This is a genomic window from Burkholderia sp. FERM BP-3421 (genome assembly GCF_028657905.1).
Classification (GTDB): Bacteria; Pseudomonadota; Gammaproteobacteria; order Burkholderiales; family Burkholderiaceae; genus Burkholderia.
The window spans coordinates 609870-628380 of the sequence record NZ_CP117781.1; the positions used below are offsets into that span (position 1 = coordinate 609870).

Annotated in this window: 20 protein-coding genes; 11 read left to right on the forward strand and 9 right to left on the reverse strand. The window is 66.8% G+C overall.

Annotated elements, in window-relative coordinates; all coding sequences use genetic code 11:
- Positions 1-103: 103 nt before the first annotated feature.
- On the reverse strand, positions 104-1066 hold the full coding sequence (locus Bsp3421_RS05835) for a sugar-binding transcriptional regulator (RefSeq protein ID WP_273997383.1): 963 nt from the start codon (positions 1064-1066) through the stop codon (positions 104-106).
- A 34-nt stretch (positions 1067-1100) separates the two neighbouring features.
- Complete coding sequence (gene rpiB / locus Bsp3421_RS05840) at positions 1101-1595, reverse strand: ribose 5-phosphate isomerase B (RefSeq protein ID WP_273997384.1); 495 nt, start codon at positions 1593-1595, stop codon at positions 1101-1103.
- A 275-nt stretch (positions 1596-1870) separates the two neighbouring features.
- Here rpiB and Bsp3421_RS05845 point away from each other — a divergent pair, with 275 nt between their 5' ends.
- The 7 genes from Bsp3421_RS05845 to dhaL all read left to right on the forward strand — a co-directional run bounded on the left by Bsp3421_RS05845 (position 1871) and on the right by dhaL (position 9035).
- Positions 1871-3352, forward strand: coding sequence for a sugar ABC transporter ATP-binding protein (locus tag Bsp3421_RS05845; RefSeq protein WP_273997385.1), 1482 nt, complete (start codon positions 1871-1873; stop codon positions 3350-3352).
- Between the two features lie 8 nt (positions 3353-3360).
- Complete coding sequence (locus tag Bsp3421_RS05850; protein WP_273997387.1) at positions 3361-4338, forward strand: ABC transporter permease; 978 nt, start codon at positions 3361-3363, stop codon at positions 4336-4338.
- A gap of 30 nt (positions 4339-4368) precedes the next feature.
- Positions 4369-5394 carry a substrate-binding domain-containing protein gene (locus tag Bsp3421_RS05855; protein WP_273997388.1) on the forward strand — a complete coding sequence of 342 codons (1026 nt, stop codon included), beginning with the start codon at positions 4369-4371 and terminating at the stop codon, positions 5392-5394.
- A gap of 11 nt (positions 5395-5405) precedes the next feature.
- Positions 5406-6176 (forward strand): GolD/DthD family dehydrogenase, encoded by a 771-nt coding sequence (locus Bsp3421_RS05860; RefSeq protein WP_273997389.1) that lies wholly within the window; start codon positions 5406-5408, stop codon positions 6174-6176.
- A gap of 61 nt (positions 6177-6237) precedes the next feature.
- Positions 6238-7380 (forward strand): MDR/zinc-dependent alcohol dehydrogenase-like family protein, encoded by a 1143-nt coding sequence (locus Bsp3421_RS05865; protein WP_273997390.1) that lies wholly within the window; start codon positions 6238-6240, stop codon positions 7378-7380.
- Positions 7381-7383: 3 nt separating this feature from the next.
- Complete coding sequence (locus Bsp3421_RS05870; RefSeq protein WP_273997392.1) at positions 7384-8388, forward strand: dihydroxyacetone kinase subunit DhaK; 1005 nt, start codon at positions 7384-7386, stop codon at positions 8386-8388.
- Positions 8385-9035: a dihydroxyacetone kinase subunit DhaL gene (gene dhaL / locus Bsp3421_RS05875; protein ID WP_273997393.1), complete on the forward strand. Its 651-nt coding sequence runs from the start codon at positions 8385-8387 to the stop codon at positions 9033-9035. The genes Bsp3421_RS05870 and dhaL overlap by 4 nt, the downstream gene beginning before the upstream one ends.
- Before the next feature lie 103 nt (positions 9036-9138).
- On the opposite strand, the gene aac(6') is transcribed toward dhaL, so the two are convergent.
- From aac(6') to Bsp3421_RS05895, 4 genes are all read right to left on the reverse strand, one after another.
- A complete protein-coding gene (gene aac(6'), locus Bsp3421_RS05880; protein WP_273997395.1) occupies positions 9139-9597 on the reverse strand; it encodes an aminoglycoside 6'-N-acetyltransferase in 459 nt (152 codons plus the stop codon).
- Between the two features lie 31 nt (positions 9598-9628).
- The gene (locus tag Bsp3421_RS05885; protein WP_252982880.1) at positions 9629-10009 is read right to left on the reverse strand and encodes a DUF6232 family protein; all 381 of its coding nucleotides are present in this window, start codon (positions 10007-10009) and stop codon (positions 9629-9631) included.
- 90 nt (positions 10010-10099) lie between these two features.
- Entirely contained in the window at positions 10100-10360 is a 261-nt protein-coding gene (locus Bsp3421_RS05890) for a DUF2866 domain-containing protein (protein ID WP_252982881.1), read from the reverse strand.
- Positions 10361-10564: 204 nt separating this feature from the next.
- A complete protein-coding gene (locus Bsp3421_RS05895; RefSeq protein ID WP_273997397.1) occupies positions 10565-11704 on the reverse strand; it encodes a porin in 1140 nt (379 codons plus the stop codon).
- A gap of 301 nt (positions 11705-12005) precedes the next feature.
- Between Bsp3421_RS05895 and Bsp3421_RS05900 the strand changes: the two genes are divergently transcribed.
- Positions 12006-12815, forward strand: a complete 810-nt coding sequence (locus tag Bsp3421_RS05900; RefSeq protein WP_273997399.1) for a MetQ/NlpA family ABC transporter substrate-binding protein — start codon at positions 12006-12008, stop codon at positions 12813-12815.
- 114 nt (positions 12816-12929) lie between these two features.
- On the opposite strand, the gene Bsp3421_RS05905 is transcribed toward Bsp3421_RS05900, so the two are convergent.
- Positions 12930-14045, reverse strand: a complete 1116-nt coding sequence (locus Bsp3421_RS05905) for a succinylglutamate desuccinylase/aspartoacylase family protein (protein WP_273997401.1) — start codon at positions 14043-14045, stop codon at positions 12930-12932.
- A 271-nt stretch (positions 14046-14316) separates the two neighbouring features.
- On the opposite strand from Bsp3421_RS05905, the gene Bsp3421_RS05910 reads away from it, so the two are divergent.
- Complete coding sequence (locus Bsp3421_RS05910) at positions 14317-14802, forward strand: DM13 domain-containing protein (protein WP_273997403.1); 486 nt, start codon at positions 14317-14319, stop codon at positions 14800-14802.
- Between the two features lie 90 nt (positions 14803-14892).
- Here the strand turns inward: Bsp3421_RS05910 and Bsp3421_RS05915 are convergent, their stop codons facing one another.
- On the reverse strand, positions 14893-15675 hold the full coding sequence (locus Bsp3421_RS05915) for an ABC transporter substrate-binding protein (protein ID WP_273997404.1): 783 nt from the start codon (positions 15673-15675) through the stop codon (positions 14893-14895).
- A gap of 640 nt (positions 15676-16315) precedes the next feature.
- Between Bsp3421_RS05915 and Bsp3421_RS05920 the strand changes: the two genes are divergently transcribed.
- Positions 16316-16585, forward strand: coding sequence for a hypothetical protein (locus Bsp3421_RS05920; protein ID WP_273997405.1), 270 nt, complete (start codon positions 16316-16318; stop codon positions 16583-16585).
- Between the two features lie 22 nt (positions 16586-16607).
- On the opposite strand, the gene Bsp3421_RS05925 is transcribed toward Bsp3421_RS05920, so the two are convergent.
- The gene (locus tag Bsp3421_RS05925) at positions 16608-17528 is read right to left on the reverse strand and encodes a LysR family transcriptional regulator (RefSeq protein ID WP_273997406.1); all 921 of its coding nucleotides are present in this window, start codon (positions 17526-17528) and stop codon (positions 16608-16610) included.
- 487 nt (positions 17529-18015) lie between these two features.
- Here Bsp3421_RS05925 and Bsp3421_RS05930 point away from each other — a divergent pair, with 487 nt between their 5' ends.
- Positions 18016-18501 carry an Lrp/AsnC family transcriptional regulator gene (locus Bsp3421_RS05930; protein ID WP_273997407.1) on the forward strand — a complete coding sequence of 162 codons (486 nt, stop codon included), beginning with the start codon at positions 18016-18018 and terminating at the stop codon, positions 18499-18501.
- Positions 18502-18511: the final 10 nt, after the last annotated feature.

The window sequence follows — 18511 nt, forward strand, 5'->3', positions numbered from 1 at the left end:
GTGGAACAAGGCGGGCCCGGGTCGGGCTCGCGCTTGCTGTTTCCATCGTAGGCGCTGCGAAGCGAAGCTGCCGAGGCATCGGGTCGGGGCGCGCCCGGGCCACCTAGCGCCGCGCGCCCCGTTCGGTCGCTTCGGCCAGACTCAGCACGGTCTGCGCGATCGACTGCGTCGTCGCGAGCGTATTGATCACGCCCGAGCGCAGCGCGCCCAGGATGCCGGTCGCCTTGGTCGGCTCGCTCGCGGTCGCGATCACGTTCGGGATCCGCTTCAGGTCGTCGAGCGTGAGGCCGATCACGCGCCCGCGCAGCATCGTGGTGGTCGGCTCGCCGTGCAGGTTGATGAAGTCGTAGCCCATGATGTCGCCGACGGCGCCCGCGCGCTTCGCCTCGGCCATTTCCTCGGGCGTGAACCAGCCCATCCTGACCATGTTGCTGTCCTCGAGGATGTCGCCGATCCCCACCAGCGCGAACGATGCGCGCCGCGCCTTGTCGAGCGACTGGCGCACGACATCGTTGTCGAGCAGCGCCTTGAACAGCTGCGGGTCGTTGACGAGCGCGGGCGCGTAGAGCGTCTCGCTCTCGCCGCCGAAGCGCGCGGCGAGCTGCCGGCAGATGTGGTCGGCGTTCATGGTTTCGCCGCCGCGATACGAGCCGCCGATCGCGGAGACGAACGAGCAGCGTCGCTGCGTGGTCGACACGGCGTGCCGGGATACCGCGCTCACGTTGCGGCCCATGCCGACCGCGACGATCGAGCCGTCGGCCAGCACCCGGTCGAGATAGCTCGCGACGAGGCCCGCGAGCAGTTCGCGCTGGCTGTCCTGGTTGTGATGGTCGACGGAGATGATGGCGCGCTGGATGCCGAAATGCGCGATCAGCGCCTGTTCCAGATCCTGAACGGCGCGCGAGTGGTGCCGCACGCGGATCTCGACGATGCCCTCCTCGACGGCGCGCTTCAGCATCCGGCCGACTTTCGGGCGCGAGATCGCGAACTTGTGCGCGAGTTCTTCCTGCGTCAGCCCGTCGACGTAATAGCAGGTCGCGAGCTGCGTGAGTTCTTCGTTTGTCATGTCGTAGTCGATTGGCGCGCGCCGCGCGGCCGTGTCACGAGCTGCGCGGCGCGTCGTTCGGGCCGGCGTGGGGGACGCCGGCCCGGCGTTCGTATTCGGCGATGCGCTCTACCTTCGGCCCGGAGCGTCCGCCGTCGAATTCTGCCTTAAGCCAGGCGTCGACGATGCTGTTCGCCAGCTCGACGCCGATCACCCGCGCGCCCATCGTGATGATCTGCGCGTCGTTGCTGCGCCGCGCGCGTTCGGCCGAGTAGGTGTCGTGGCACTGCGCCGCGCGGATGCCCGGCACCTTGTTCGCCGAGATCGCGACGCCGATCCCGGTGCCGCACAGCAGGATGGCCCGCGCGAACTCGCCGGCGGCGACCCGCTGCGCGACCTCGATCGCGATGTCGGGATACAGCACCGATTCGTCCGCGCTGTGGGTGCCGAAATCGACCAGTTCGACCTCGGGGTGCCGCGCGCGCAGGTGGGCCTTGAGCGATTCTTTCAGCGTGTAGGCCGCTTCGTCGCAGCCGATCGCCACTTTCATGGGGGCCTCCGGGCAGGCGCATCGAATGCGCGAATGTTCAGATGCGAGCAATTATAACAATAATATCGAGCATTTGCTGAGAGGTGATTTTTTGCTCGGTGCAGCATCAAATCAACCCAACGCATTGATGGGTAAGCGTTTTCGCTGCATCTACAGATGATTCCTAGTGTTTACCAGTAATTGACACCGCAAAATTACGATCGCTACCATGACCTCACGATGTATCGAATTATCGATATTGATCAAAAGTTCATTCGATCGTTCGAGGAGTGATCGTGACATCCGTTCTGCTCGAGGCAAGCCAGGTGGCGAAGCGGTTCAATGGCGTGAGCGCGTTGCGCGACGGCCGCCTGACGCTTGCGGCCGGCCGCGTGCATGCGCTGTGCGGCGGCAACGGCACCGGCAAGTCGACCTTCCTGAACATCCTGATGGGCCTGCTGCGCCGCGACGCGGGCTCGATCCGCGTCGACGGCCGCGAGGTGGATTTCGCCTCGCCGGCGGAGGCGCTCGCGCACCGAATGGCGATCATCACGCAGGAACTGTCGCCGGTGCCGGGGATGAGCGTCGCGGAAAACCTGTTCCTTGGGCGCGAGCCGGTGCGGTGCGGCGTGATCGTCGACTACCGGAGCCTCAAGCGGCGCGCGCAGGCGCTGCTCGACCGGCTCGGCTTCGCGATCGACGCGGGCGCGCCGATGAACCGGCTGAGCCTCGCGCAGACCCAGCTCGTCGAGATCGCGAAGGCGTTCAGCCACGACTGCCGGGTGATGATCATGGACGAGCCGACGTCCGCGATCGGCGAGCGCGAGGCCGAGACCTTGTTCGCCGCGATCCGCGGCGTGACCGCGCAGGGCGCGGGCATCATCTACGTATCGCATCGGTTGAGCGAACTGTTCGAGATCGCCGACGACTACACGGTGTTTCGTGACGGCGCGTATGTCGAGAGCGGCCGGATGGCGGACATCGATCGCCTGCGCCTGGTGCGCGCGATCATCGGCCGCGCGCCGCCCGCGGCGGCCCCCACGCGGCGCGCGGCACAAGGCGCGCCCAGTCTCGCGACGCGCAACCTGTCGCGCGCGGGCGAGTTTCAGGACGTGACGCTCGACGTACGGCGCGGCGAGATCCTCGGCATCTACGGCCTGATGGGCTCCGGCCGCAGCGAATTCCTCAATTGCCTCTACGGGCTCACGCGCCCGGACGCGGGCACGCTCGAATTGAACGGCCGGCCCTTGCCGCAGGGCAACCCGGCGCGCGCGATCGCGGCCGGCGTCTCGCTCGTCACCGAGGATCGCAAGCACTCGGGGCTCGTGCTGAGCGGCAGCGTGCAGGACAACATCGCGCTCGCGGCCTATCCGCGGCTTGCCTGGTGCGGCGTCGTGCGCGGCGCGCGCGTGCGGCGGCTGGCGCAGCGGATGGTCGGGCAACTGCGGATCAAGGCCGCGTCGCTGCGGATGCCGGTCGCCATGATGAGCGGCGGCAACCAGCAGAAGGTGGTGCTCGCCAAGTGCCTGTCGACGCAGCCGACGCTGCTGCTGTGCGACGAACCGACACGCGGCATCGACGAAGGCGCGAAGCAGGAGATCTACCGCCTGCTCGATGCGTTTGCGCGCGACGGCGGCGCCGTGATCGTCGTGTCGTCGGAAGCCCCCGAGTTGTTGCAGCTCGGCGACCGCATCGCGGTGTTCAAGGGTGGGCGCGTCGCGGCGATCTGCGACGGCGCGCACGCCACCCAGGAATCCCTGCTCCACCTTGCCTCCTGAGAGTCGACATGCCCAGCCAGATCCTGTCCCGCCCCGAGCCCGTGCCGTCCCGCGTGAACCTTGCCGAGTGCGCGAGCCGCTTCGGCATTCCACTGATCTTCGTCGCGCTGTGCATCGTGCTGGCGTTCGCGAGCCCGTATTTCCTGACCTGGCGGAACTGGAGCGACATCCTGCGGCAAACCTCGATCAACGGCATTCTCGCGGTCGGCATGACCTGCGTGATCCTGACCAAGGGCATCGACCTGTCGGTGGGCTCGGTGCTCGCGCTCGCGGGCATCGTGAGCGGGCTGGTCGCGGCGGCGGGTTACGGGCTGGCGGCTGCGCTCGCGGCGGGCGTCGGGTGCGGCGCGTTGCTCGGCGCGTTGAACGGCGCGACGATCGCGCGTTTCAACGTGCCGCCGTTCGTCGCGACACTCGGGATGCTGAGCGTCGCGCGCGGTGTCACCTACATCGTCAACGACGGCAGCCCGGTGGCGAACCTGCCCGACGGCTATCTCGCGCTCGGCGTCGCGCGGCTCGGGCCGCTCGGCATGCCGGTGCTGATCTTCGCGGCGGTCGCGCTCGCCTGCTGGTGGGTGCTGCGCTATACGACCTACGGGCGCTATCTGTATGCGGTCGGCGGCAACGAGAAGAGCGCGCGCACGTCGGGGATCGGCGTGCGCAAGGTGGTGTTCTCGGTCTACGTGGTGTCCGGCGCGCTCGCGGGGCTCGCCGGGATGATCCTCGCCGCGCGCACGACATCCGCGCTGCCGCAGGCCGGCGTGTCCTATGAACTGGACGCGATCGCGGCGGTGGTGATCGGCGGCACCAGCCTGTCGGGCGGGCAGGGCGGCGTGATCGGCACGCTGTTCGGCGCGCTGCTGATCGGCGTGATCAACAACGGCTTGAATCTGCTCGGCGTGTCCTCGTATTACCAGCAGATCGCCAAGGGACTCATCATCGTGCTGGCCGTCCTGATCGACGTCGCCCGCAAGCAGCAGCGCTGATCCAGCGCATTCCCATCCGGAGGAGACGACATGAAGACACGCAGGACTTGGCTCGGGCGCGCCGTCGCGGCGGCGCTCGGCGCGACGCTGGCCATCGCGGTGACGCACGGCGTGGCGCAGGCGGCGGGTGCGCCGTATCGCGTGGGGGCGGCGGTGTACGGGATGAAAGGGCAATTCATGCAGAACTGGGTACGCGAGATCAAGGCGCACCCGGCCGTGAAAAGCGGCATGGTGCGTCTCACGGTGTTCGACGGCAATTACGACGCGCTGACCCAGAACAACCAGATCGAGACGATGCTGACCCAGCAGTACAACGGCATCCTGTTCGTGCCGATCGATACGAAGGCGGGCATCGGCGTGTCGGCGCGCGCGGCCGCGTCCGACACGCCGCTCGTGGCGTCGAACACGATGCTCGCGACGCCGAAGGTGCCGTACATCGGCAACGACGACGTGCAGGGCGGGCGCTTGCAGGCGGAGGCGCTCGCGAAGCGGCTCGGCGGCAAGGGCAATGTCGTGATCATCCAGGGGCCGATCGGCCAATCCGCGCAGATCGATCGCGAGCAGGGCGAGATGGAGGTGCTCGCCCGATATCCGGGCATCAAGGTGATCGAGAAGAAAACCGCGAACTGGTCGCGCGCGGAGGCGATGAACCTGATGGAGGACTGGCTGAACGCGCATCCGAAGGGCATCGGCGGCGTGATCGCGCAGAACGACGACATGGCGCTCGGCGCGCTGCAGGCGATCAAGAACCGCGGGCTCACGGCCCGCGATATTCCGATCACGTCGATCGACGGGATGCCCGATGCGATCCAGGCCGCGAAGCGCGGGGAACTCACCACCTTCCTGCAGGATGCGCAGGCGCAGTCCCAGGGCGCGCTCGATCTCGTGCTGCGGCAACTCGTCGGCGCGGACTACAAGCCGCAGTCGGTGATCTGGCAGCGCTATGCGAAGGATTTGAAGTGGGACGGCGGCACCGCGAAGCGCTACATCCTGCCGTGGGTGCCGGTGACGCCGGACAACGCGGATGCGCTGTACAAACAGGTCACGGGCGGATGAACGGGAACGCGATGAGCCACTTCTGGGACAAGGCGTTCGACTTCGACGGGCGCGTCGCGTTCGTCACGGGCGGCGCGGCGGGGATCGGTCATGCGTGCGCGGCCTTGCTGGCCGCGCGCGGCGCGCGGGTGGCGCTCGGCGATCGTCATCCGGACACCGAACGGATCGCGGCCGCGCTGCCGGGCGGGGCCGGCCGGCATCGGGGCTTCGTGCTCGACCTCGGCGACGGCGCGGCCGCGCGCGAGGGCGTCGAACGCGTGACGGCGCATTTCGGCGCGCTCGACCTGGTGGTCAACAGCGCCGGCGTGGCCCTGCTCGACAAAGCGCTCGACGTGGACGAGGCCGCATGGGACGCGACGATGGCGATCAACCTGAAGGCGTCGTTCTTCGTGGCGCAGGCGGCGGCGCGCGCGATGATCGCGCAGGGGCGGGGCGGGCGGATCGTCAATCTCGCCTCGCAGGCGAGCGTGGTCGGGCTGGAACGGCACGCCGCGTATTGCGCGAGCAAGGCCGCGGTCGTCGGCATGACGAAGGTGCTCGCGCTCGAATGGGCGCCGCACGGGATCGCGGTCAACGCGGTGTCGCCGACCATCGTGGAGACCGAGTTGGGGAAGCAGGCGTGGGCGGGCGAGGCGGGCGAACGCGCGCGGCGCGAGATTCCGGCCGGGCGGTTCGCGCAGCCCGACGAGATCGCCGCGCTGGTGCTCTATCTGCTGAGCGGCGCCGCCGCCATGATCACCGGTGAGAACGTCGTGATCGACGGGGGTTACACGGTGCGTTGAACGCGCGCGGCGCCGCGCCGCGCATATCGAGTGCGAAACAGCATCACCCAGGAGGCGTTTCATGACGTCGACAGCCGAGGCGGCCGTGCCGCCCCAAACCATTGACGCGACGCACGAACCGGGCCCCTTGCCCGAGACGATGCGCGCGGTCGTGTGCCACGGGCCCGAGGACTACCGGCTCGAACAGGTGCCGGTGCCGCGTCCGGGGCCGGACGAGATCCTGACGCGGGTCGAGCGCGTCGGCATCTGCATGGGCGATATCAAGACCTATCGCGGCGCGCCGTCGTTCTGGGGCAATGCGGTGCAGCCGCGCTACGTGAAGCCGCCCATGATTCCGGGGCACGAATTCGTGTGCCGCGTCGTCGCGCTCGGGGCGAATGCCGCGCGACGCGGCGTGCGGGTCGGCGAGCGGGTGATTTCCGAGCAGATCGTGCCGTGCTGGGGCTGCCGCTTCTGCAACCACGGCCAATACTGGATGTGCCAGAAACACGATCTGTACGGCTTTCAGAAGAACGTGCACGGCGCGATGGCCGAATACATGATCTTCACCCGCGAAGCGATCGTGCACGGCGTGCCCGATTCGATCCCGCCCGATGAGGCGATCCTGATCGAGCCCCTGGCGTGCTCGCTGCACGCGGCCGATCGCGCGAACGTCGGGTTCGACGACGTGGTGGTGGTCGCCGGCGCGGGAACGCTGGGGCTCGGCATCGTCGGCGCGGTGCGGATGCGGAATCCGAAACGCCTGATCGTGCTCGACATGAAGCCGGAGCGCGCGGCGCTCGCCCGGCGCATGGGGGCGGACGAGGTGTGGAATCCGGCCGAGGAGAACGTGATCGACAGGATCCACGCGCTCACCGACGGCTACGGCTGCGATATCTATATCGAGGCCACCGGCCATCATCGCGCGGTCAACCAGGGCCTGTCGATGCTGCGCAAGCTCGGTCGTTTCGTCGAATTCAGCGTATTCAACGACGACGCGACCGTCGATTGGTCGATCATCGGCGACCGCAAGGAGCTGGACGTGCTCGGTTCCCATCTCGGCCCCTACATGTATCCGCGCGCGATCGATTTCATCGCGTCGCGCAAGATCGACATGCGCGGGATCGTCACGCATACGTTTCCGCTGTCACGCTTCGCCGACGCGTTCGCCGTGATGGAACGCGGCGAGCAATCGCTGAAGGTTGTCCTGGATCCAAGAGGGTGAAACATGAATCGTGTCATCAATGATCCCGACTACGTCGTCGAGGACATGCTGCGTGGGGTGATCGCCGCGCATCCGGCGTTGTCGCTCGATCCGCGCAATCCGCGCGTGATTGGCGTCGCCCGGCCGATCGCGAACAAGGTCGGCGTCGTCACGGGCGGCGGATCGGGGCATGAGCCGGCGTTCCTCGGCTATGTCGGGCCGGGCCTCGTCGATGCGGCCGCGGTGGGCGAGGTGTTTTCCTCGCCCACCGCGAAAAGCTTCTTCGATGCGTTCAAGCGCGCGAATGGCGGCTCGGGCGTCGCGTGCCTGTACGGCAATTACGCGGGCGACAACATGAACGTGAAGCTCGCGATGAAGATGGCGGCCGAGCAGGGCATCGAAGTGCGGACCGTGGTCGCCAACGACGACGTCGCATCCGCGCCGAAGACCGAGCGAGACAAGCGCCGCGGCGTGGCGGGCGAGATCCTGATGTGGAAGGCGGGCGGCGCGCGGGCCGCGGCGGGCGGCGATCTCGACGCCGTGATCGCGAGCGCGCGCAAGGCGATCGATCAGACCCGCTCGGTCGGCATCGGGCTGTCCGCGTGCACGATACCGGCGAACGGCAAGGCGAACTTCCATATCGCGGACGGCGAGATGGAGCTGGGCATCGGCCATCACGGCGAGCACGGCGTGCGCGTGGCGCGCACCGTGCCGGCCAGGGACATGGCCGCCTTGATGCTGGACATCGTGCTGCCGGATTTTCCGCTCGAACGCGGCGAGGAGGTCGCGGTGCTGGTGTCCGGGCTCGGCGCGACGCCGCTGATGGAACAGTACATCCTGTATGCGGAGGTCGCGGAGCAACTGGCGGCCGCCGGCATCCGGATCGGTTTCCGGCGGGTGGGCAATCTGTTCACGTCGCTTGAAATGATGGGCGTGACCTTGACGGTCACGCGGCTCGACCAGGAACTGAGGGACTTGTTCGCCGCGCCGTGCGCGAGCATCGGCCTGGTCCAGGGAGAATCGACATGACTGCGCAGACCCTGCCGCTCGGCGATGCCGGCTACGTCGTTCGTGAACTGGTGGACGTGATTCGTCAGCACCGCGATCAGCTGTCCGAGATCGACGCGGCGATCGGCGACGGCGACCACGGCGTGAACATGCACAAGGGCTTCAGCCAGTGCGGGGCGCATCTCGATGCGCTGGGCGTCACGAGCCTGCCCGATGCGCTCGGTTTGCTGTCCGAAGCGTTGCTGGACGGAATTGGCGGTTCGATGGGGCCGCTCTACGGCAGCTTCTTCATGGCGTTCGCGGCGGAGCTGAAGGGGCGGGACACGCTCGATGCGCCGTTGTTCGGCGCGGCGCTGTCGGCGGGGCTGAGCGGGGTGCGGTCGCTCAGCGATGCCGAGGTGGGCGACAAGACGCTGATCGATACGCTTGTGCCGGCGGACGCCGCCTTTCATCAGGCGGTGCACAGCGGCGAGGATTTCCGGCACGCGCTGGCGGCCATGAGCGCGGCGGCCGAGCGCGGGAAGGCGTCGACGCGCTGGTTGCAGGCGAAGATCGGGCGGGCGGCGCGTCTCGGCGAGCGATCGGTGGGCACGCTGGATGCGGGGGCGACCTCGTGCTGCCTGATCTTGTGCAGCATGGCCGGGTCGATCGGCGCGCGCTTGCGGTGAGGTCGTGCCGGGCGGCGCCCGGCTCAACCGCTCAACCGCTCAACCGCTCAACCGCTCAACCGCTCAACCGCTCAACCGCTCAACCGCTCAACCGCTCAACCGCTCAACCGCTCAACCGTTTCCGAAAAAACACCACCCGCTCGCTTTCATCGAACCCGAGCGCGCGATGCAGTGCATGCGCGGCCGGATTGTCGACGGCGGCGTCGGACGCGAACTCCTCGCAGCCGCACTGCCGGCCCCACGCGGCGGCGGCCGCGCACAGTGCGCGCGCCACGCCCTGCCGGCGCGCGGCGGGCGTCACGTGGATGCCTTCGAGAAACAGCACCGGCGAGGTGTCGCAGCCGTTCACGTGATCGTGCCGCAATGCGACTTCGGCGAAGCCGAGCGGCGCGCCGTCGGGCGCCGTGGCGATGAAGCCCGCGTGGCGCGCGGGATCGGCGAGTTGCTGCGCGATCTCGCGTCGATGCGCGGCGGTGTCCGCGTGCGGCCACAAGGCGCGGCGCAAGGCGAGCCACGCATCGAGGTCGGCGTCGGTCGCCGCGCGTATCGCGAAGCCGGACATGGGAGCAGCGGGTAGGTGGTTCAGCGCGCGTTCAGGCCGCGTTCGCGGCGCGCGCCGCGCGCACGACCTCGGCGACCCGCTCGACGAAGTCGAGATCGACGCTCGACAGCGCCTCGCGCTTGCCGTCCGTCATGTCGACCATCAGCCGGTGCGTGACGTCCTGCGTGGTCCATGCCAGATAGCCGACCACGACGAGCATCACGCCGGCGACGAGCGCGACGTTCGAGCCGTACACACCGCCCACGATCGCGGCCAGCGCGCCGAGCAGCGAGATCGAGATCGGCACGACCCGGTTCTTGTTCACGGTAAGCACTTCGACGCCGCGGATGTCGCGCAGCGCGAACAGTTGGCCGGCGGCGGAAAGACCATTGCGCGTGACCATCACGCCGCGTTCGTTGAAAGCGTTTTCCATCATGTCAGACCGTGCGGAAAACGCGCAGGGTAACAGACTTCATCGCCGCGCCACACGAGGCGCGATGCCGCACGAACGCGCCGCCGCTCGCTAGAAGCGCACGGCGCCCTCGCCGTACAGCCGGCCCGGCACGTGCGCGGCGACCACCTCGGCAATCTCTTCCTCGGTGGATTCGGCGGGTACGACCTGCCGGCGCGCGGGCGCGTCGAGGTGCATCGTCCATTCGACGAGCCGGTACGGACGCCCCCACGGGCGTTGCATCTCGACCGAGACGCGGCAGCTTTGAACCGGTAACGCGTGCTGGCGCGTGAGAATCGTGTGCAGGTGGCAATAAACGGTATCTTCGATCATCGTCGCCTCCGGTCCTGTCTTGCGTTGGGCGGCGGGGCCGCCTTCATCTGGATAAAAAAATGCCGCCGGTACTCAGGCGGCCAACAGGGGGGGTGAAGACATCCTCGCAGCCCAGAATTAAGCGAAACTTAAAAGGAATAAAAAAACGCCCCGCAAGATTGCGGGGCGTTTCTGCCGTAGTGTGCCGCGAGTTAAGCGAACGCTTTAGAACTTGTGGCGGATACCGACGCGGGCAGCGATCTGGTTCGTCGTGCCCGTGCCCGACGGCGTGAAGAAGCTCGATGCGCTCGAACCGATCTGCGCTTGCGTGTTGCCCGATGCCTTCTGGTAGATCACGAGGCCGTAGACGTCGGTGCGCTTGCTGAGCGCGTAGTCGAGCGCGGCGTTGGCCTGGTTCCAGTGGTACGAGTTGCCGTTGTTTTGCGCGCTCGTGTACGTGTAGCCCAGCGCAGCCGACAGTGCCGGCGTGAACGCGTACTTGCCGCCTGCTTCATACGCGTTGTACGACGCGCCTGCCGACGTGCCGATCGTCGTGAACTGCGTGCGCGTCCACAGCGCCCAGACCGTTGCCGGGCCCCACACGTAGCGGCCGCCGACGCCGTACGTCTTCAGGTCCTGCACGTTCGAGATCGCGACTGCCGCGATGTTCGTCGAGAACGACGGCGACGCAGCCGACGGGTAACGGATGTCCGTGTACGCCGCGCCGATCGAGAACGGGCCGTTCGCGTAGTTCGCGCCGAAGCTGTATGCGCGCGACGAAGCCGTCGACGAGCCCGTCGGCGAGCCGGCGAACGAGGTCGTGTTCGAGAAGCCGTACAACGCGCCGAACGTCAGGCCGCCGTAGTTCGCGCTCTGGTACTTGACCGCGTTGTTGATGCGGCTCGACGTCAGCTGGTCGATATCGTTGACGTGGTACGCGTAGTTGCCCGCGACCGTGTTGCCGCCCGTCGAGTAGTTCGAGCCGAGGATGTCGGTCGAGAACGAGTACTGGCGGCCGAACGTGACCGTGCCGTACTGGTTGTGCGACAGGCCGACGTATGCCTGACGGCCGAACATCGCGCCGCCCTGGCCAGCCGTGCCGTTGCCGCTGTTGAAGCCGTTTTCGAGCACGAAGATCGCCTTCAGGCCGCCACCGAGGTCTTCGGTGCCGCGCAGGCCCCAACGGCTGCCTTGGGCGACGCCGTCGTCGTACTTGAACAGCTTGCCGCTGCCGTTCCCCACCTTCACGTGGTTGACATAGCTGACGCCGGCATCGATCACGCCGTACAGGGTCACGCTGCTCTGCGCGTGGGCGGCGGTCGCGGTCGCGGCGAGGACAGCGGTGGTCAACAGTTTCTTGTTCAAAGGAATCTCCGAGCGAATGAAAGATAAATGCGGTTCCACTGCGCTCTCGTGGCGCCTGGAAGGAACGGACCGCACTGTAATGGTCAGGCGCGTAATGAATGTGACAGATCTTGTCATATTAATGGAGTGTCGCGCCCGCGCCACAGCTCATGATCGTCGCTTGTGTGACCGGCAGTTATATCGATTTCGCAGGACGATCCCGGCCGAGGCGGAATAAGCGTAGCAGAAATATTTGGTTTGACCCTATCTGCTTGCGTGCCACGATGCGCGCACGATACAAACGGGATAAGGGGACCCAACTATGCAAGGTTTTGCTTCTATTTCTCGCCTGGTGGCGATAGGGGCGGCGCTGGCGCTGTCGGCGACGCTCGCGCACGCGGGCGGCCAGGTGCTCAAGGTCGGCACGATGAGCGGGCCGGACGCGGAGATCTGGACCGAGGTGACCAAGGTCGCCGCGCGCGACGGGCTCACGCTCAAGGTGATCGAGTTCAACGACTACGTGCAGCCGAACGCCGCGCTCGACGCGGGCGATCTCGATGCGAACGGCTTCCAGCACCAGCCGTTCCTCGACAGCCAGATCAAGCAGCGCGGCTACAAGATCATCAACGCCGGCCTGACCTACGTCATGCCGATGGGTTTTTATTCCAGGAAAATCAAGGGCTTGAAGGATCTGCCCGTGGGCGCGAAGGTGGGCATCCAGAACGATCCGTCGAACGGCAACCGCGCGCTGCTGCTGCTGCAGAAGTACGGCGTGATCAAGCTGAAGCCGGGCGCGGGCGTCAACGGCGTCAATGCGACGCCGCTCGATGTCGCCGAGAACCCGAAAAAGATCAAGCTCGTCGAGTTGGATGCGGCGCAACTGCCGCGCGCGCTGCCGGATCTCGACGCCGCATCGATCAATACCGATTACGCGGTGAAAGCCGGGCTGACGCCGGTGCGCGACGCGATCGCGGTCGAGGACCTGAAGGGCCCGTACGCGAACCTGATCGCGGTGCGCGCGCAGGACAAGGACAAGCCGTGGGTGAAAAAGCTGGTGGCCGCGTATGAATCGGAGGATGTCCGCCGCTTCATCGACGCGAAGTACAACGGCGCGATCATTCCCGCGTTCTGAGCCGGTCGCGCGGGCTGCCCGCTGCCCGTGCGTGAAATCCGGCCGTGATCCTGCCGGTTGCAGCTTGTCCGCGATCGTCCGCCTGGCGCGGGCGATCGCGTTTTGACGTGGTGCTCAGGCGGACAGCAGCGAGCCCGTGCGGATCGGCGTCGCGCCGGCGATGCGCGCGACTTCCATGCCGGCCGTCGCGAACCGCGCGATCTGACGCGCATACAGCACGCCCGACACGCTGCTTTTCAGCGTGATCACGCGGTCGGTGAGCGGGTCGACGATGTCCGCGACCGCCTGCCCCGCTTCGATCCACACGCCGACCGCCGTGCGAAACACGATGATCCCCGACACCGGGGCGACGAGCGGATCGGTGCCGGCGAGCGGCGTGGCCGGGTAGGCGAGCGGCGGCAGCGGCGCGGGCGTGCCGTCGATCGCGTCGCGCAGGGTCAGGTAGTCGAGCAGCGCCTGAGCGTCGCGTTCGGCCAGCTCGTAGGAGACGTCGCGCTCGCTGCGCAGCTCGACCGTCACCGAGATCGAGCCGTTCGGGATCGGGAAGCGGTCGCCGAAGCGGCCGCGCAGGTCCGACCAGCAGAAGCTGTGGATCTCGTCGAACGGATTGCCGACCGAATTGAGCGCGAGCAGCGAGGCCTGTGCGTCGAGGTAGCGCGCGAGCGGCTCGACCTCTTCCCACAGTTCCGGATTCGTGTAGAGGTGCATCACCGCATCGCTGTCGCAATGCAGGTCGAGCACGATATCGGCGTCGTAGGAGAGTTTTTGCAGCGCGAGGCGCTGTGACTCCAGCTCGGTGCGCGGCTTCTGCTCGTCGAGCGCTTCGCGCATCGCCGCGCGCACCGCCGCGAGGTTCTTCGTCGCGTCGCCGGTCAGCCGGGACTCGATGCGCGGCGCCACCAGCGCGGCGAGATCGTGGAAATTGCGGTTGAAGTTCTGCATCGAGCCCAGCTCGAAGCGGCCCAGGTGGTCGCCGAACACGTGTTGCGACAGGCCGATCGGATTCGGCACGGGCACCACGACGATCTCGTCGCGCAGCCGGCCGGCGGCTTCGAGCGTGGCGAGCTTGCGGCGCAGGAGCGTGGCGACCAGCATGCCGGGCAGTTCGTCGGCGTGCAGCGACGACTGGATGTACACCTTTTTCCCGCTGCGCGGGCCGTAGTGGAAGCTCGTGAGGTGGCGCTCGGTGCCGAGCGAGGGGGAGATCAGCGGATGGGTCTGCGTTTGCATGTTTGGTATGAGCGGCGCAGCGGCTGCGATCGTTCGAACGATGTCAGTGGAAGGACGATTGTACGTTGCCCGTCGCACACCGACCAAGCGCGCGGCGAACGCTTGAGATTTCTCATTTGAATCAAGGGTTTGGCGGGAAAGCGGAGAGGTTGTGACGGTTTTTTGTCAGATTCGGGCGGGTCGGCCGACCATGGGAGAGGCGTCGCTGTCGCGGCGCGCCGAGATGATCGCGCCGGCACCCCGTCGGCGCGCGCGATGGAGTATCGAGACGATGAAGCGCCCCTTGATCCTGATCTGCACCCACCTGGCGATGCTGGCCGTCGGCTTTGGCGCGGGCGTCTACACCCTGCCGATCCTGACGGCCGGCCCGGGCCTCAGCGCGGCCGACGCGCGCGCGGCGGCTCAGGAGGCGCGCTATCGCGGACATTTCGTGCGGGATCTTCCGGGCAGCGATGCGCTGCATTGGGCGGACGGCGCGCTCGCGGTCACGGATGACGCGCTGGTGTTCGACGGGCGCGTCGCGCCCGGGCCGGACTACCGGGTCTACCTCGTGCCCGAGTTCGTCGATTCGGGGCCGGCGTTTCTCGCGCTGAAGGCGCGCGCGCGGCAGGTGGGCGCCTTGCGCACCTTCGGCGCGTCGCGCACGCCGCTTCCGTCCGACGTCGATGCCGGCGCCTATACGACGGTGGTGATCTGGTGCGAGCGCTTCTCGCGCTTCATCGGCGCCGCGCAGTACCGGGGCGCGGGCGATGCCTGAGCACGACATGAAAACAGCCCGCGCGGCGCGGGCCGGGCGGGCTGTTCGAGGCGCCCGGCGCGGGTGCGCCGGGCGCGGCGTCGACGGGCTTTACTTGCCGTAGACGTCGAAGGCGAAGTACTTCTTCGCGATCTTGTCGTAGGTGCCGTCCTTGCGCATGTCGGCGATTGCCTTGTCCATCTTCGCCTTCAGGTCGGTGTCTTCCTTGCGCAGGCCCACGCCCGCGCCTTCGCCGAGCGTCTTCGGATCGTCGAGGTCCGGGCCGGCGAACGCGTAGCCCGCGCCGCGCGGCGTCTTCAGGAAGCCGATGTCGGCCTGCACGGCGTCCTGCAGCGTGGCGTCGAGGCGGCCGGCGATCAGGTCGGCGTACACCTGGTCCTGATTCTGGTACGGCTGGACCTTCACGCCCTTCGGCGCCCAGTAGGTCTTTGCGTAGGTTTCCTGGATCGTGCCCTGCTCGACGCCCACCGTCTTGCCCTTCAGCGATTCGGCGGTCGGCATCAGGTTGAGGCCCTTCTTCTCGACGAGGCGGGTCGGCGTGTTGAACAGCTTCGAGGAGAATGCGATCTGCTCCGCGCGTTGCGGGGTCATCGACATCGACGACAGCACGCCGTCGAACTTGCGCGCCTTCAGCGCGGGGATCATGCCGTCGAAGTCGTTCTCGATCCACACGCATTTGGCGGCGATGCGCTTGCAGATCTCATTGCCGAGATCGATATCGAAGCCGACCAGCTTGCCGTCCGCGGCTTTCGATTCGAAAGGCGGGTAGCTCGCGTCGACGCCGAAACGGACCGTCGTCCAGTCCTTCGCATAGGCGCCGCCCGCCGAGACGGCAAGCATGGCGACCGTCCAAGCCGCTACGATTTTTTTCACTGTGACTCCTCGTGTAGTTCGTGGTTTGCGCGCGGGATTCCGCGAACGCTGCGCTCCGGCGCGGCTGCTGGCCGGGCGGGCAGGGCGCCCGTCCGGGTGCGGACGAACGTTCCGCGAACATTATCAAGACAAAATTGTGCACAGCGGCTTAGTGGAAGACCTGATGGCGGTGGGGACGGGGAAGCGCTGCCGGGCGGGGGCTGCGCGTGCGCGTTTGTGTAAGGGGCGGTTTGCCGGTTTCAGATCGGACTCATGGTTTTCATTTCAAGGGGGAGATAGTTTGGGAATTCTTGGGGAGAGGCGATGGACTTGGCATTTGTTTTGAATGGCCAGGAATATTTATCAATCAGGTATGGGTCCAGGACATTCAAGACATTTCCCGGGAGAGGGCGGGATAAGAATGAGCGGGCGTATCAATGTATGAATGGTTGCGGATCGATGCCGAAAGCACGGTATTTCATTGCCGATAGACCGTCGGGATGAAGGGGCGGACCGATCACGGATATCGTCAAACGAGAGACAAGTTCGGTTGTGTTATTCGTGGATGACGGGAAGATCGATGACTGGACATTATGCAATTGTGTCGAGCGGAGCGATTTTCGGCTTCATCGGTATCGGCTGAGGGAATATTGAAGGTGCGATGAAAAAGGCTGTCAAGTTCGCGGGTTTGCTTTTGGCGGCCCTGTCGATCTCATCCATCCTCGTCAATCCATGGTTGGGGAGAATCATCCCCTTCCCATCGATCAGCGATGAATGCGCGAACCTCATCCACGGCCTCTACGGCGCAAGAAACCAGGAGCAGGCGGTCGACGCGCTTGCCGTCGTCGGCTACCTGATCTGGACGCCGTTCGTCATATTGGCCGGCTGGATTTCGCGGCGGCTCCGGCAACGCCATCGCCGCGAACCTTGATCCCGCGCAAGCCCCCGCCTCATCACCCCAGCGTTTCGCTCACCGCCTGCCGCAGGCACGCGGTGAACTGCGTGACGGCTGGCGTCGGCAGCAAATCGCGGCGCGCGAGGATCGACAGGTCGTAGCTCGGCAGCGCATCGTCGAGCGGCGCCGCGCGGATGCCGAGCGGCGCGACCACCTCGGCGAGCGGCTTCGTGAAGCAACCGATCACGTCCGAGTGCGCGACGAGGCCGAGCGTGACCGCGAACGACGACGGCGCGCGCAGCATCCGCTTCGGCAGCGGCAGCCCGTGCGCATTGAACATCGTCATCATCACGCTGTGCGGGAACTGGTCCGCGCCCACCGTGAGGATCCATTCGGCGTCGAGCAGTTCGGACAGCCGGTGCGCGTGCGCGAGCGGGTGACCCTCGCGCATCACGACGACGAACTCGGTCGAGAACAGCGGGACCTGGGTGAAGTCGCGATCGAGCGCGGGGATGTGGTGCATGGCCGCGATGTCGAGCGTGCCGTTGCGCAGCCGCGCGAGCGCGTCGGGCACCGTCACCTCCTCCATCGACAGGCTCACGTTCGGCATCGCCGCGCGGAATTTCACGACCGCGCGCGGCAGCGCGGTCAAGGCGATCGACGGCATCGTGCCCACTGCGACCCGGCCCGACATCTCGCCCTTCACCTGTTCCACCGCTTCCACCGTGCGGCGCATGTCGCCGAGCAGTTGCTCGGCGCGCGGCAGCAGCGCATGGCCGCAGGCGGTCAGCTCGACGCCGCGCACGCTGCGCGCGAGCAGTTCCGCGTTGAGCGCATGTTCGAGTTCGCGGATCGTGTGCGTGATCGCCGGCTGCGTGACGCCGAGTTCGCGCGCGGCGGCGCGCAGGCTCTTGTGATGCGCGGCGGCGACGAAGGCCTGCAGTTGCGTGAGGTTCAGGTAGTTGCGGGGGCGGGTCATCGAGAGGCGTCCGGAGAGGCGGGCGCGTTCATTGTCCTACAACGCGGCCGTTCACCCGTTCACTCGTTCGCGCGCCACGCGGCGCCCAGCGCAGATCGAACGGACCGGCGGCGATACCCGTGCACAGGGGTGATCGACAATGCAACGAGAAACGGCAAGCCGAATCTCCGCATCATGCGGAATCTCCACCTGGACGATTCGGTGCGGGTCACGGTACGCATCGGTACTGCGCCGAGGGCGGACCTGCCACGGGAACCCGCACATGCTTAACAGCGGCGGCGAACTGATTAAGAACGCGTCGTGCACACTGAAGATCTTCGGCCATGTGTCCCACGCGCCGAAATCGACACAGCCATCGCGATGCCGAGCGCCCCGTCCCGCACGGCAGCGGCGGAAAAATAAAATGAACGTTCGAATTCACGGACAGCGGCAGGGTTCGTCAGTAGAATCTGCGCCACAACAAAACGAGACCAACGGAATCCGCGACATGAACCCCGATCGCACCGACATGCGCATCCTGCGTCAGCTCGAACGCGATGGACGCATCAGCAACCAGGATCTCGCGAGCGCCGTGGCGCTTTCACCGTCCGCCTGCCTGCGGCGCGTGAAGCTGCTCGAGGAGGCGGGAATCATCGACGGCTATCGCTGCGCGATCGCCGCCAAGCGCGTCGGCGTCGCATTCGAGGCGCACGTGCATGTGTCGATGCGACAGGACGATCCGGGTTGGCACGATCGCTTCAGCGAGGCGATCATGAACTGGCCCGAGGTGGTGTCGGCCCAGGTCGTGACCGGCGCGTCGAACTACGTGCTGACCGTGCGCACGCGGGACCTCGAACATTACTCTGCATTCGTCATCAACGAATTGCATCGCGCGCCCGGCGTGATGTCGATCCAGTCGAACGTCGTGCTCGCGACGCTCAAGCGTGACGGATCGGTGCTCGACCTGGTCGACGCGCCCGCGCCCGCGGGCTGAGATCGGGCAG